At 62.1% G+C, this 15,242-nt stretch carries 10 protein-coding genes; 2 read left to right on the top strand and 8 right to left on the bottom strand.

The features are described 5' to 3' along the window. Window positions 1-106: 106 nt before the first annotated feature. Window positions 107-718 (bottom strand): tRNA-(ms[2]io[6]A)-hydroxylase, encoded by a 612-nt coding sequence (locus tag ASF84_RS12145; protein WP_056838591.1) that lies wholly within the window; start codon window positions 716-718, stop codon window positions 107-109. Between the two features lie 1,106 nt (window positions 719-1,824). Continuing rightward, window positions 1,825-2,304, bottom strand: coding sequence for a DUF1289 domain-containing protein (locus ASF84_RS12140; protein WP_056838589.1), 480 nt, complete (start codon window positions 2,302-2,304; stop codon window positions 1,825-1,827). Between the two features lie 403 nt (window positions 2,305-2,707). Between ASF84_RS12140 and acnB the strand changes: the two genes are divergently transcribed. After that, the gene (gene acnB, locus ASF84_RS12135; protein WP_056838588.1) at window positions 2,708-5,317 is read left to right on the top strand and encodes a bifunctional aconitate hydratase 2/2-methylisocitrate dehydratase; all 2,610 of its coding nucleotides are present in this window, start codon (window positions 2,708-2,710) and stop codon (window positions 5,315-5,317) included. A 128-nt stretch (window positions 5,318-5,445) separates the two neighbouring features. On the opposite strand, the gene ASF84_RS29985 is transcribed toward acnB, so the two are convergent. The 3 genes from ASF84_RS29985 to ASF84_RS12120 form a co-directional block, all read right to left on the bottom strand. Further along, window positions 5,446-6,420: a methyl-accepting chemotaxis protein gene (locus ASF84_RS29985; protein WP_056838586.1), complete on the bottom strand. Its 975-nt coding sequence runs from the start codon at window positions 6,418-6,420 to the stop codon at window positions 5,446-5,448. 162 nt (window positions 6,421-6,582) lie between these two features. Next, on the bottom strand, window positions 6,583-7,542 hold the full coding sequence (locus tag ASF84_RS12125; protein ID WP_056838584.1) for a p-hydroxyphenylacetate 3-hydroxylase reductase component: 960 nt from the start codon (window positions 7,540-7,542) through the stop codon (window positions 6,583-6,585). A 75-nt stretch (window positions 7,543-7,617) separates the two neighbouring features. Continuing rightward, window positions 7,618-8,787: a p-hydroxyphenylacetate 3-hydroxylase oxygenase component gene (locus ASF84_RS12120; protein WP_056839076.1), complete on the bottom strand. Its 1,170-nt coding sequence runs from the start codon at window positions 8,785-8,787 to the stop codon at window positions 7,618-7,620. Between the two features lie 303 nt (window positions 8,788-9,090). Here ASF84_RS12120 and ASF84_RS12115 point away from each other — a divergent pair, with 303 nt between their 5' ends. Continuing rightward, complete coding sequence (locus ASF84_RS12115) at window positions 9,091-10,578, top strand: aldehyde dehydrogenase family protein (RefSeq protein WP_056839073.1); 1,488 nt, start codon at window positions 9,091-9,093, stop codon at window positions 10,576-10,578. A gap of 108 nt (window positions 10,579-10,686) precedes the next feature. On the opposite strand, the gene ASF84_RS12110 is transcribed toward ASF84_RS12115, so the two are convergent. The 3 genes from ASF84_RS12110 to ASF84_RS12100 form a co-directional block, all read right to left on the bottom strand. Continuing rightward, window positions 10,687-12,924, bottom strand: a complete 2,238-nt coding sequence (locus ASF84_RS12110) for an ATP-binding protein (RefSeq protein ID WP_056838582.1) — start codon at window positions 12,922-12,924, stop codon at window positions 10,687-10,689. Continuing rightward, complete coding sequence (locus tag ASF84_RS12105; protein WP_056838580.1) at window positions 12,921-13,535, bottom strand: biliverdin-producing heme oxygenase; 615 nt, start codon at window positions 13,533-13,535, stop codon at window positions 12,921-12,923. The genes ASF84_RS12110 and ASF84_RS12105 overlap by 4 nt, the downstream gene beginning before the upstream one ends. A gap of 144 nt (window positions 13,536-13,679) precedes the next feature. Continuing rightward, entirely contained in the window at window positions 13,680-14,912 is a 1,233-nt protein-coding gene (locus ASF84_RS12100) for a transaldolase family protein (protein WP_056838578.1), read from the bottom strand. Window positions 14,913-15,242 lie beyond the last annotated feature (330 nt).

The following is a 15,242-nucleotide window of genomic DNA, read 5'->3' as shown; positions in this document are numbered from 1 at the left end:
CTGCCTGGGCAGCCAATGTCAAAGCCTTCGTTAGCTTGCTTATTAATTACCCATAAAAAACGACCGGTGGCGAGCCGGTCGTTTTCGAGGGTGCTGCCCGTGTCGATTACGCCGCGATCGGCACGCCGCTGTGGAAGCGAAAATCTTCATCGGGACTTTCGATCAGCTCGCGCTCGGCCAGGCGGATCTCTTCTATCTTGGCGTCGACGTCAGCCTTTTCGCCATAGGCATAGGCCAGCTTGAGGTAGTCCTGGAAATGCCGGGACTCGGACTTGAGCAGGCTGGCGTAGAACTTCGACAGCTCTTCATCCAGGTGCGGCACCAGGGCGGCGAAGCGCTCGCACGAGCGCGCCTCGACGATGGCACCGACGATCAGCGCGTCGGTCAGCCGGTACGGGTTGTGGTTGCGCACATGTTTGCGCAAGGCACCGGCGTAGCGCGCCGAGCTGATATTGGCCATGGGGATCTGGCGCTTGCGGATCAGGCTGATGACCTGCTCGAAGTGGCGCAACTCTTCACGCGCCAGGCGCGACATCTTGGCCTGCAGGTCGAACTTGTCGTTGTACTGGAACATGAACTGGAACGCCGCACCGGCCGCTTTCTTCTCGTTGTTGGCGTGGTCGATCAGCAAAATATCCAGGTTGCGCAGCGCCGCCTGCACCCAGGCATCGGGGGTGCGGCACAGCAGAAAGGCTTCGATTTCAGGGATCGGGTACATAGGCTCACGAGGACGGCTGGGCAAAGCGGTGCATTATACGAGCCATAGGCGCCGCTCGCGACACAATAACTCACGCCTGCCACGCAGGACCAATGCCCGTCAGCCAAGCCGGTTTTCACCCGTTTTTGCGCCTGACACTCAACAGTGGGAGGCAGCAACTGCTGGCAATGGCGATGGGAAAGGCGCAGCAGGTGTGTGGGCCTTGCTGGCGTCATCGCCGGCAGAGCCGCCTCCCACAGATTGATGTTGTTCTGGATCTCGGGCCTGGCATCAGACTGTGGGAGGCGACTTGCCGGCGATGGCGATGGGAAAGGCGCACCAGGTGTGTGGGCCTTGCTGGCCTCATCGCCGGCAGAGCCGCCTCCCACAGGATTGATGTTGTTCTGGATCTCGGGCCTGACACCAGGCTGTGGGAGGCGGCTTGCCGGCGATGGCGATGGGAAAGGCGCACCAGGTGTGTGGGCCTTGCTGGCCTCATCGCCGGCAGAGCCGCCACAGGATTGATGTTGTTCTGGATCTCGTGCCTGACACCAGACTGTTGGAGGCGGCTTGCCGGCGATGGCTATGGGAAAGGCGCACCAGGTGTGTGGGCCTTGCTGGCCTCATCGCCGGCAGAGCCGCCTCCCACAGGATTGATGTTGTTCTGGATCTCGTGCCTGGCACCAGTCTGTGGGAGGCGGCTTGCCGGCGATGGCTATGGGACAGGCGCAGCAGGTGTATGGGCCTTGCTGACGTCATCGCCGGCAGAGCCGCCTCCCACAGGATTGATGTKGTTCTGGATCTCGTGCCTGACACAAGACCTGTGGGAGGCGGCTTGCCGGCGATGGCKATGGGAMAGGCGCACCAGGTGTATGGGCCTTGCTGGCGTCATCGCCGGCAGAGCCGCCTCCCACAGGATTGATGTGGTTCTGGATCTCGGGCCTGGCATCAGTCTGTGGGAGGCGRCTTGCCGGCGATGGCGATGGGAAAGGCGCAGCAGGTGTGTGGGCCTTGCTGACGTCATCGCCGGCAGAGCCGCCTCCCACAGGATTGATGTTGTTCTGGATCTCGGGCCTGGCATCAGACTGTGGGAGGCGACTTGCCGGCAATGGCATCACCCTTTACGCCTACGGCGTGGCGCGATCGAACGCATCGCGCAAAAAGGCCGGGGCGATGTAGCGGTCGTAATGCGCATCGGACAGCAGGAAGAATTCCCGGTCGATGGCGTCGCGCAAATCCGGCAGCGCCCAGTCGCGAAACTCGGGCAGCAGCACAAAGCCATAGGCCTCGACCTGATTGATCACCCGCGCGCCACGGGCAATCAACTGGTAGGCCCAGCAGTATTCGGACTGGTGCGCCACAAAACGGATCTTGCGCATCGTCAGTTGCCCGCGCAGTTTTTCCACATCGAAGATTTCGACCTTGGCGGTCATGACCTGCACCAGCAACTGTTCGAGGCGCAGCCACACGGCGCGCTTTTCGTCTTCGTTGTAGGCGTTCCAGTTGACGATTTCATGGTGGAAACGCTTGCAACCACGGCACACCCGGTCGCCAAAGACGGTGGAGCAAAGGCCTATGCAAGGCGTCTTGATGATCTGATCAGGCATGAAGGGCGGGCAGCGACTGGTGGAACGAGGCGTCATGTTAGCCCTTTGTCTAACCAGGGTCACCCCTGAACATGTAGGGGCTAACTTACCTTTGTTGAAGTTTTCCCGTAGAATCACCGGGCCTTATAAGGCGCCAATGTCCGTCGGAAGCTGTTTTCAAAGCGTCACGAGCACAGTCAAGTTATCCCGCCGTCCGGTGTCGACCCGGCCATTCCCTCATCACGAATGGCCGACCGACTGTCCCACCCAGCCGTTCAGCAGGCGTAAAACTTTGAAAACAGCTTCGTAAGATAAGGTCGTTACCCTGGTCAGCATGCTCGAAAAGCATCCACACACAAGGTACGACATTTATCTGGATGAGCGTCCCGGACACCCTTTTGGGACCACTGATGAGGGTAATACTGTGCTTGAAGCCTACCGTAAACATATCGAAGAGCGTGCCGCCCAGGGCATCGTGCCCCAGCCGCTTAACGCCGAACAAACCGCAGGCCTGGTCGAGCTGCTGAAGAATCCCCCGGCTGGCGAAGAAGCTTTCCTTGTCGACCTGATCACCAACCGCGTACCACCAGGCGTTGACGAAGCGGCCTACGTCAAGGCCGGTTTCCTGTCTGCCCTGGCCAAGGGCGAAGTCACCTCCCCGCTGATCGACAAGAAGCGCGCCACCGAACTGCTGGGCACCATGCAGGGCGGCTACAACATCGCCACCCTGGTCGAACTGCTCGACGACGCCGATCTGGCCACCGTCGCTGCCGAACAGCTCAAGCACACCCTGCTGATGTTCGACGCCTTCCACGACGTAGCCGAAAAAGCCAAGGCCGGCAATGCCAATGCCCAGGCTGTCCTGCAATCGTGGGCCGATGGCGAGTGGTTCAAGAAGCGCCCGACCCTGGCCGACAAGATCAGCCTGCGCGTCTTCAAGGTCACCGGCGAGACCAACACCGACGACCTGTCGCCGGCGCCCGATGCCTGGTCGCGCCCGGACATCCCGCTGCACGCCCTGGCCATGCTGAAAATGGCCCGCGAAGGCATCGTGCCTGACGTGCAAGGCTCCATAGGCCCGATGAAGCAGATCGCCCAGATGTACGGCGACGGCTTCCCGGTCGCCTACGTTGGTGACGTGGTCGGTACCGGCTCCTCGCGCAAATCGGCGACCAACTCGGTCCTGTGGTTCTTCGGCGACGACATTCCGTACGTGCCGAACAAGCGTGCCGGCGGTTTCTGCTTCGGCACCAAGATCGCACCGATCTTCTACAACACCATGGAAGACGCCGGCGCCCTGCCGATCGAATTCGATGTCTCGAACATCAACATGGGTGACGTGATCGACCTGTACCCGCACCAGGGCAAGGTCTGCAAGCACGACAGCGAAGAAGTCATCACCACGTTCGAACTCAAGACCCCGGTCCTGCTGGACGAAGTCCGCGCCGGCGGCCGTATCCCGCTGATCGTCGGCCGTGGCCTGACCGAAAAGGCCCGTGCCGAACTGGGCCTGGGTCCGACCGACCTGTTCAAGCTGCCTGAAGCCCCGGTCGACACCGGCAAGGGCTACACCCTGGCACAGAAGATGGTCGGCAAGGCCTGCGGCCTGCCAGAAGGCAAAGGCGTGCGCCCTGGCACCTACTGCGAACCGAAGATGACCACCGTCGGTTCCCAGGACACCACCGGCCCGATGACCCGCGACGAGCTGAAAGACCTGGCGTGCCTGGGCTTCTCTGCCGACCTGGTCATGCAGTCGTTCTGCCACACCGCGGCCTATCCAAAGCCGATCGACGTCACCACCCACCACACCCTGCCGGATTTCATCCGCACTCGTGGCGGCGTGTCCCTGCGTCCTGGCGACGGCATCATCCACAGCTGGCTGAACCGCATGCTGCTGCCTGACACCGTCGGCACCGGCGGCGACTCGCACACCCGCTTCCCGATCGGCATCTCCTTCCCGGCCGGTTCCGGCCTGGTCGCCTTCGCCGCCGCCACCGGCGTAATGCCGCTGGACATGCCCGAGTCGATCCTGGTGCGCTTCAAAGGCAAGATGCAACCGGGCATCACCCTGCGTGACCTGGTCCATGCCATTCCTTACGTCGCCATCCAGAAAGGCCTGCTGACCGTCGAGAAGAAAGGCAAGATCAACGCCTTCTCCGGTCGCATCCTGGAAATCGAAGGCCTGGACGAACTGACCGTCGAGCAGGCGTTCGAACTGTCCGACGCCTCGGCCGAGCGTTCGGCCGCCGGTTGCACCATCAAGCTGCCAGAGAAGCCGATCGCCGAGTACCTCAAGTCCAACATCACCCTGCTGCGCTGGATGATCAGCGAAGGCTACGGCGATGCGCGGACCATGGAGCGTCGTGCCCAGGCGATGGAAGCCTGGATCGCCAACCCGCAACTGCTGGCTGCCGACCCGGACGCCGAATACGCCGAGATCATCGAGATCGACCTGGCGGACATCAAGGAGCCTGTGCTCTGCGCCCCGAACGACCCGGACGACGCCCGCCTGCTCTCCTCCGTACAGGGCGAGAAGATCGACGAAGTGTTCATCGGTTCGTGCATGACCAACATCGGCCACTTCCGCGCAGCGGGCAAGTTGCTGGACAAGGTCAAGGGCCAGTTGCCTACACGCCTGTGGCTGTCGCCGCCGACCAAGATGGACGCTCACCAGCTGACCGAAGAAGGCTACTACGGCATCTACGGCAAGGCCGGCGCACGCATGGAAATGCCAGGCTGCTCGCTGTGCATGGGTAACCAGGCACGTGTAGAGCCGAACTCCACCGTGGTGTCGACCTCGACCCGTAACTTCCCGAACCGTCTGGGCGACGGCGCCAATGTCTACCTGGCCTCGGCCGAGCTGGCATCGGTTGCCTCGATCCTGGGTCGCCTGCCGACCGTCGAGGAGTACATGGAATACGCCAATCAGATCGACACCATGGCAGCGGACGTGTACCGCTACCTGAGCTTCGACCAGATCGCCGAGTTCCGTGAAGCGGCCGCCAACGCCAACATCCCGGTCGTTCAAGCCTGATTGACTGACCTGGCGTAATAAAAAACCCCGCACGCGTGCGGGGTTTTTTTATGCCCTGAAAACCGGCGCCAGGCCATTTGCCGCGTACCAAGATGGCGAATGATCCCCTATCCGGGTCAGGGTGCCCTTTACTTATGCACCAGCATCGTCTGAATCTGCTGGGTCGCATGGCGCGTGCTTTCGGCGAGTTTCTTGACCTCATCGGCCACCACCGCAAAACCTCGCCCCACATCCCCGGCACGCGCCGCCTCGATGGCAGCATTCAGGGCCAGCAGGTTGGTCTGGTCGGCAATACCCTTGATGACGCCGACCACCGTGGATATCTGCCCGTAGGTGGCGTCGTTGTGCTCCAGCATCTGTGCATGACTGGCCTTGGCCGAGCGTTCGTCGCTGATGTCGCGCACCGCGCCCATCACCCGTTGCAGCACACCGCGCTCGTCACGGATGGCCCGGCCACGCTCGCGGCACCAGATATAGCCGCGACTCTTGTGGCGCATGCGAAATTCGAACACGTACTCGCCGCTGCCGCCGGGGGCAACGATTTCACGCTCGAAGATGGCCATGACACCCGGCAGGTCGTCGGGGTGCGAGATATTGACCTGAGTGTCCCAGCCGTCGGGCAGTTCGTGAGGGGCATAGCCCATCAAGGTGCGAAACGGGTCGGAAATGCGCATCAGGCTCGCCGGATCGTCGATGCGGCCATTGGCAACCCGAATGTCCCAGAAGCCTTCGGTCATGGTCGATTGCAACAAGGTCCAGGCCCTTTGCTCTTGCTGAGCCGCCTGCACGCGCTCGTGCAATTGACGATTTTCGTCCTGCAAGGCCTGGACCTGCTGTTGCAGACGCCAGTGTTCGGACTCCAGCGCCTGGCGCGCCTCATGCTCACTGCGCAATTGTGCCTGCAGTGCGGCCTGCCCGGCAGTTTCCTGCCCGACCCGCTCGCGCAAGCCAGCGTACTGATCGGCCAGTTGCGCCAGATCATCAAGCACGGCCGGAAAACGCTGCAAGGTCGTCCCCTGCACCTCACCCACCGGCTGACCGGCGGCGATGCGTTGCAGCACCGGCCGGAGCTCATCGACCCACGTAGTGTTCTTGAAAAACATCGGTGCACTCCGGACATAAAGGCTTCAACGCCAATCTGATCCCGGATCGCCCCCCGCGTGCATGTGCATGGCTGCCAACCTGCTTGCATCGCCCTGCCAAAGTGGCGGATAGGCAAGACCCCGACACAGGGTCGGGGTCTTGGGTCAATCACGGCAGGCCCTTCAGCCGTTGCGGATCACCGCCTGCAAGACGTGCTTGAAGGTGTCGATCTGCTCCTGACTGAACTGGCTGAACACCTTGTCTTGCTGTTCGCGGGCAATGCTCCACAGCCCCTCGGTCTCGTCCACGCCCTTGGGCGTCAGGCACACACGCTCGTCGCGGTCGCACACCAGCCCCTTGCGTCGCAGGTTGGCCACGGCCTCGTCGATTTCGCGGACCGGCATTGCCACTTCGCGTTGCAGTTCGCTCAGGGCCAGCCCTGCATCGTTTTCCAGCACCATCAGCATGCGCGCCTCACTGGTGCGCAACCCGGTGGACAACTGGCGCGGCTGGTAACCGGCCTGATAGGCCCGCAGCGCCTGGGTCATCAGGTAATACAGGTTGTGCTGCAGGCGGCCCTGGAAGTGGCTGCTCGGTGGCTGGCCTTCTTCTCTTTTGGTCATCCGCGTGTGCGGCAGCACCATCGAGTAGGCACCCTGGTGATACAGCAAGGGCGAGCGGCCAAAGTCGTCGAAGGCCACCACCTTGCCGATCAGGATCCAGTGATCGCCGCCGTCGATCTGCTGGTATTTCTCGCAGTCGAAACGCGCCGAACAGTCAGCCAGCAAGGGCGAGCCGCCCACACCCGGCTCATGCTCGATACCGGCAAAGCGGTCGTCCTTGGGTCGGGCAAAATTGTTCGACACATCAATCTGGTCGGCCGCCAGGATGTTCACCGCAAAGTGCGAGGCCTCGGCGAACACTTCATGGCTGGTAGAGCGCTTGTCCAGGCTCCAGAGGATCAACGGCGGGTCCAGCGACACCGAGTTGAAACTGTTGGCGGTGACGCCGACCTTCTGGCCGGCTTCGGTGGCGGCGGTGATCACCGTGACGCCGGTGGCGAAGTTGCCCAGGGCACGGCGAAACGCGCGGCCGTCCAGCGGGTTGTTGACGGCAGGTGCAGCAGTGGCTGATTCGGACATGCAAGACTCCCGGGCAGCGCTCGACACGCTGCCCTGCTGACGATTTTTATGAGAATGAAGGGAGGACGCCGCGGATCAGGCCAGCGACGGATCGGGCTCCAGGCCCATCAGTTCACGACCCAGAATCTGCGCACAGACGTCATAGTCGGTGTAGGCGTGCGCGCCGGTCATGTGCACGTCGCGGAACAAGCGCTGCATCTCGTTGCTTTCGTACCAGGCGGTGCCGCCGGCGGCTTCGAACAGGCGGTCCACGGCCTGGATGCACATCTTGACCGCGTAGGCCTGGTTGGTGCGCCAGAAGGCCAGGGTTTCACGCGCAGGATACTGGTGACGCTCGCTATGGTCAGCATGTTCCTGCCAGGTCTTTTCCAGAAAAGCCCGTGCCGCCGCCACCTGATGGGTCGACTCGGCCAGGCGCATCAGCGCAGGCGTGGCGGCGCCCACCGAGGCACCGGTGTAGGCGCGCACACGGTTCTGGGTCTTTTCGCGGAAGGCCACCAGCATACGCTCGGCAACGCCCAGGCTGATGGTCGAAAAGCCACTGGCGAAATACGGGCGGTACGGCGAATAGAAGATCTTGCTGTCCGGGTACAGGCCAAAACCTGCGGACTTGCCTTCCATCATGTCCTTGGCTTTCTCGATGCGGTACTCGGGCACGAATACGTTGTCGATGATCAAGGTCTTGGTGCCGCTGCCCTTCATGCCGGCGGCGTACCAGTCATCACGAATCTCATAGTCGCTGCGCGGCAATACAGCGAAGCAGTAGTCCTGGGTGCCTTCGGCGTTCTTGCGCCGAAAACCGACGATGGCCCACTCGGCATGGTCGCTGCCGCTGCTCCAGCCCATCTCGCCGCTGAACATCACGCCGCCCTCGGTCTCTTCGGTGCGGCCGAACGGCGCCACGCTGCTGCTGGCGGTGGCGTCGCGATCTTCACCCCAGACTTCATCCTGCAGGCGGGACGAGAACATGGCCAGTTGATGACTGTGGGTGCACAGCAGGCTCATGGCCCAGGCGGTGCTGGCACAGGCGCCGGCCAGCAGGGCGATGCAATCACCGAACTGTGGCAGGGAAATCTCCAGGCCACCGTAATGGCGCGGCTGGAAGGCACGGTGCAGGCCGATGCGCTTGAGCATGGCGATGTTCTCGTCAGGCACCTGGCGGTCCTTCTCGGCCTGGGCGGCATTGGCCGCGATGGCTGGCAGGATTGCACGCAGGTCTTCGAGCAGCGGATTGGGCTTTTTCATGAGGGGGCTCTGCTTATTATTGGAAAACGCTTTGCGGGCTGGCGCATCGGGCATCACCTTGAAGGTCCTGCCCTGCCACCCGAATACGACTTCAGTATGGGCGTCGCCCACGCCCTGGAAAATGCACCTTCCACATGGAAGATTGCACTTTTCATAGCGTGCGCCTCTGCATTGGCCTGCTCCCATCTGGCAGGCAGAGACAAGCCCGGGTCAGGGACGATCAAGATTGCCGGCCAGCCGAAAAGTACCCTGAACGCCTGCGACTTTCCCTTTCTGCCGCCGCTGCTGCCCGAGGTACATTGCATGTCCGATATTCAACTGCTTCCCCAGGTCCAGGCCTTTCTGGACCGTGACCATGGCCTGTTCATCGAGGGCCGCCACGTTGCTGCGCACGGCAGCGAGAAAATCGACGTGGTCAGCCCGGCCAACGCCCAGGTCATCTCGCGGGTCAGCAATGCCAACGGCGAAGACATTGACGCGGCGGTGGCCTCGGCGCGCCAAGGTTTCAAGACCTGGTCACAGACAGCACCGGCGGTGCGCAGCAGCGTACTGCACAAGCTGGCGGACCTGATGGAGCAGCATGGCGAAGAGCTGGCACAGATCGAGACCCTGCAATCGGGCAAGATCATTCAGATCTCGCGGGCCTTCGAAGTCGGCATGGCCGCCAATTTCCTGCGCTATTTCGCCGGCTGGGCGACCAAGATCACCGGGCAGACCATCACCCCGTCATTGCCATCATTCAACGGTGAGCAGTACACCGCCTACACCCTGCGCCAGCCGATCGGCGTGGTCGTCGGCATCGTGCCGTGGAACTTCTCGACCATGATCGCCATCTGGAAACTGGCCTCGGCGCTGACCACCGGCTGCAGCGTGATCATCAAGCCGAGCGAGTTCACCCCGCTGACCATCCTGCGCATCGCTGAACTGGGCATGCAGGCCGGGCTGCCGGCCGGCGCGCTGAACGTGGTAACCGGCATGGGCAAGGTCGGCCAGGCGCTGATCGAACACCCGGGCACCGACAAGGTGTCGTTCACCGGCTCCGTACCGACCGGCATTGCAGTGGGCAAGACGGCCTTTGGCGCCAACCTGACCCGTGCCACGCTGGAGCTGGGTGGCAAGAACTCGGTAGGTTTCCTGGCCGATGTGGACATCGACAAGGCGGTCAACGGCGCCATTGAAGCCGGTTTCCTGCATTCGGGGCAGATCTGCGCAGCAGCCGAGCGCTTCTTTGCGCCGCGTCACAGGATTGATGAGCTGATGGACAAGCTGTCGCTGCGCCTCAAGGCCTTGAAGATCGGCTCGCCGCTGGATGAAAGCACCGAGTTCGGGCCGGTCACCAATCGTGTCCACCAACAGAAACTGGGTGCGTTCTTTGACAAGGCGCGCGCCGAACACTGCACCATCGTGCATGGCGGCCGGCTGATCGAGCGTGAGGGATTCTATGTCGAGCCGACCGTGATCCTGGCCAACTCGGTGAACGACAGCCTGCTCAACGAAGAAACCTTCGGCCCCATCGCCACCTTCCTGCCGTATGACGACGAGGAGGAAATGCTGTCCCTGATGAACAACACCCCTTACGGGCTGAGCGCCAGCCTGTGGACCAACGACCTGGGCAAGGCCATGCGCATGGTGCCACGCATTGAAGCCGGCACCGTGTGGGTCAACATGCACACCCTGCTCGACCCGGCCGTGCCGTTCGGCGGGATCAAGGCCTCAGGCATCGGCCGCGAGTTCGGCGAAGCGTTCATTGATGATTACACCGAGCTCAAATCGGTGATGATCCGCTACTGATCGAGACGTGCTGTAGCGCCTTGGCAGGAGCGGCCGGGCGGTGAATCGCTTTGGCCGTAAAGGGCATGACACAGGCGTGTGGTGTGCCCTTCCCGGCTAAAGCCGGTCCTACAGCACCCTCGGGACGGTGAAACGAAACTCGCTGCCCTGTCCCACTTCGCTTTCGGCCGTCAGCACCCCACCATGAGCCTTGATAATGCCCTGGGAGATGTACAGTCCAAGGCCGGTGCCACTGGGGTTGTTGTCCTTGAGCGTCCAGTACCGATCAAAAATGTGCGGCAGTTGCTCAGGGGCAATCCCTTCGCCACTGTCGCGCACACTGAAGGCAATATCGCTGCCGCACGGCTCGGCTGTGACGGTGATACGGCCCTGCTTGGGGCTGAACTTGATGGCATTGCCGATCAGGTTCGACAACACCTGGAACAGACGCTCCGGGTCGGCATTGACCCTGAGGTCCAGGCACGGCATGAAGACCAGCTCGACAGCCTTGTCCAGCGCCAGCGGTGCCAGCAGCGTATAGGCCTCATCGAAAATCTGGCTGACTTCCAGCACGCGTGGAGCAATGGTGTAGCGCCCGGCTTCGATTTTCGAGGTGTCGAGCAGATCCTCAAGCAGCACATTCATGCGGCTGGCCGCCTGTTGCATGGTGTCGAGTGCCGAAGAAATACGCCTTGATGCGTGCGGCCCTTCGGAACTGAACGACTTCTGCATCATGCCGCAGAGCATGGAAATCACGGTCATGGGGCTGCGCAAGTCATGGGAAACCACCGCGACCAGATCATCGCGGGCCCGGACAGCCTGCTGTTCACGCAAGACCTGACGAGCCAGATCGTTTTCCAGGGCCGAACGGCGCAGGTCCTGGGCAGCGAACAGGTCACCATGACTCCACGGCGCGGCAATGCCGGCCACCTCGACCTTCCAGATTTCGAACGAGGTGCGTGGCCGCAGGCGCGGCGTGCCTTCGGCATCACTCATGTCCAGCGGCTTTTCCGGGTTGCCGCTCCACGGAATGCTTTCCTTGACCTCCCGACGAAACCACAAGACCCCGTTATCCACCGGCTTGGGCAGGCTCATGGCCAATACACCGCTGGCCTCTTTCTGGTAATCGGCGGCCGGTGCATACACGCTGGACAGATGATGGCTGGCGAACACCGGCTCGCCCTGCGCCCGCAGCCAGGCGTGCAAGGCATGGATCTGCCCGGGCTCGGGGCACTTGCCATATCGGTGCAAGGTCGTGCCTTCGATGATCGCCACGCCGCTGGCATCGACCATGTCCATCAACGTTTGCGGCTCTGCACTCAAGCCTTCGAACACCGTGTCTTGCGCATTGATCATCAAGCCATTGAGCCGCGCCAGGGTCTGCAACTTGGTTTCACGCTGGCGGCTGACTTCCAGCGCCTCCATGGCACTGATCTGCAACGACAGCACCTGCCCCAGGGTCTGACAGGCGCTGCGCAGTTCAGGTGGCACATACAGCGGCGTACGGTGGCCGCAGGTAATCAACCCCCACAGCCGGTCGCCCTTGAGCAGCGACACACTCATGGACGAACGCACGCCCATGTTGCGCATGTACTCGCAATGCACCGGCGACACGCTGCGCAGCGTGGCAAAGCTCATGTCCAGCGGCTGGCCGGTGTCGGGACGCAACGACGGCACCAGCTCGACCGCCGTGTAGTCGGCGTCGGGAATGATCCGCAACCAGTTGCGCCGGTACAGTTCACGCGCCTGCTCGGGAATGTCGGAGGCCGGAAAAAACAGGCCGTTGTACAGTTCCATGGCCGGCGAAGACGCTTCGGCAATCACCTGGCCGTGACCTTGCGCTTCGAAGCGGTAGATCAGCACCCGATCGTAACCGGTGAGCCGCTGAATCTCGTGCACGCAGGCTTCATACAAGGCCGGCAGGCTTTGTGCGGCCTGCAGGTTACGCAGGATACGCCCCAGGTTGCGGCTCGTGGCCTTGTCGTCGACCGGCATGGCCGGCAGGTCCTGGCGCTCGAGTTCCAGCACCAGCACACCCTGGTGACGATGCAGCAAGGCTTCGAAGGCGTGGCCCTGGATACTGACCCGCAAGGGCGAGGCATCAACGAATGACTCGGCGGTGCAAGCCTCGGCAATGCTGGCAGCCTGTACCGGACCCAGCAGGCAAGCCAGGGGCTGGCCCAGCACCTGCGCCGGTTGCACGCCGAACAGGGGTTCGATGTTGGCGCTGACCTGCAACAGCTCAAGGCCCGGCTCGCTCAGCGTCAACAGCACACCGTGGGGCTGGATGGCCCCGGGATATTGAATCGGCTCGCTGGCACAGTTGGCCAGTAACTGCTTGAAGAGTGCCGGATCGTGCGGGCTCATGACAGGACTCCCTGACGTTCAAGCCATTGCTCGAAACAGTTGAACGTGGCACACGCGGCCTGGGCGGCGGCCTGATGCAAGGCAGGGTCTGCCGGCTGCTCGTCCAGCAGCGCCAGAAAGGCCTTCCAGCGGCGACCGGTCTCGACACCGTAGACGTTCATGAACGCAGCGCCCGTGTGCTCATCCAGCCCCAGAGTGGCGTGCATCTGCCGACGCAAGACCTGGCCGCCCAGGGTCGCCCCTTCCAGTACATACAGCACCCCCAGGCACGCGCCGGGGCTGTCGATGAGCGGCAGGTCCTGGCACACAGGCCATTGCGCGAACGAGTGGACGTCATGGCCCAGGGCTTGAAGGTCGCGCTGCAGGGTCGGGGCCTTCAGGCGCAGGGCCAGGTCGAGCCCGGACGGCGCGCACATGCAGTCCATGAGCGCCGCTTCCAGCGGCTGGTAGAAACCGTAATAGGCTTGAATCAGGCGGACATACAGCGCGTGATTCATGCCGGGCGAGAAAAACGGCATGCGCTTTTCCAGCCGGGTGTGCAAATGGCCTGTCTGCGCCCTGAGTGCATCAAGCATTCTGGGCGAGTCCAGGCGAATAGGCGTTGCCGACATCCGGTAAGGCTCTCAGAGGGTTGGACCGCAAAACGCATCCCAGCGATCAAAGCGCCTCAACATACAGGCGCAAAGCCATTGCCAACAGCCATTTCATTGCGTAATAAACACAATCAAGGGCTGTCGGCGACCAAAGGGCATGTTTCAGCCACTTTTTCTGAGGCAGGCACCGGTCTGGAAAGGTTCGTTCGATGAAAGCACGGGGCTATACGATGGCGGGCTCACTTGCCGGGCAACCCCCAGTAGCCTGGTATAGGCACGCAAACTTTGCGCAATGTTCTGTAGAAAAACCGGATGCCGGGCAAAGCAGGCACTGGCCAGGCTGTCAGCGCCCCAGACCTGGCGAAAGGCCGGGATACGCAACAAACGCTGCATGATGTCGACCGGTACGGCCGCAAGGTCTTGATCCTCACTCGACGGTGCGTCACTACTGACGCGGATGAGTGCCTCGATCTGACGATCGTCGGCGCTGTAGAGCACAGGCTCCTGGACACTGCCCTGGGCCGGCCAGCCCCTGGCCAAAGCGCCCTGTGGATCCGGCGCCAGGCCCGGCACCATCAGCCAGGTGGCCTCGCTGTAGCCAAGCATGGCACCGCTCAAGGCCCGATACAGGGCAACCTCGGCCCAGCGCTGTTCGGTGGCCGACAGTTCAATGCCAAACTGCGCGGCCTGCATCTTGAATTCAGGGTGAGTCATCAAACCGGTATAGATGACGCTGATCAGATGCCGGGTACGCTTGAGGCAGACGCCCTGGCTCAAGGCACGTTGGCGCCCGCGCCGAATGGCCGCCAGCCCCGCCCGCAGTTGTGCCACGCTGAAACACAGGCTGGCATTGACCGCATGACCGGTGGCGACCAATTCTTCGATGACCTCACATCCCATTTCGCTGAGTGGCACGCTGACCATGATATTGGGCATCAGGTTGGCCAGCTCGCGTGCGCGCCTGAGCGTGCCAGCGGCGCTGTGATACTCACTCGGCTCGATCTCTACGGCCACCCAGCCACGCACCGCCTCACTGGCCTGCCAGGCGTCGAACAGCAATTCGGCGCTTTCGCGCAAGGCGGCTTCATAGAGCGTTCGATGCAGCGGGGCCGGCGTCAGTAACTGACTCCAGGGTCGGGCACGACGCGCCCAGTGCTGCAGGTTGGAATTGAGATAGGTGTTGATCGAAGCCAGGGTCGTGATCGCGCCTCCGATACCCGCCTCGGCCGAGGCAAATCCCACAGGCAGAAGCGTCTCGATGCAGTCATGGGCTTGCGGGTAGTCCTTGAGCATCCGCGCCTTGAACACCGGGTAAGACGCCGGTGCGCCCTCCCACCAATAATATGACTGGCAACGCCGACGGTTGAAGTCGTGCATCAGGCTATGCGATTCCATGCATCCTGCCCTAACAAAGTTATAGTTTGAATGGTTCAGGGCCTGTGCCCCGAATGCTTATAAGCGAACCTGGCAGCGGATTAATACAGATTAAACAGGGTTTCCTGCGGTCACGAAAACGCACCGCCAGCCCACCCTTGACGCACTGTAATTATTATAAGAATGGGTCACGCAACGAGGACGCTGCCACCACGGATATACGCACCCGCCGGGCGCCTTGACCACCGGCCAATACGTGCTTTAAGCGCACCATAACCGGTGCACTAGAGGGCTTAAATGGCCTATCAACGAACACTAGAATGTCGCAGCATTATTCAACTGTCAAACCAT

The organism is Pseudomonas sp. Leaf127, assembly GCF_001423155.1.
GTDB classification, from domain to species: domain Bacteria; phylum Pseudomonadota; class Gammaproteobacteria; order Pseudomonadales; family Pseudomonadaceae; genus Aquipseudomonas; species Aquipseudomonas ovata.
Note: the sequence above shows the minus strand (reverse complement) of the source record. Positions and strands in the feature narration are given on the sequence as shown.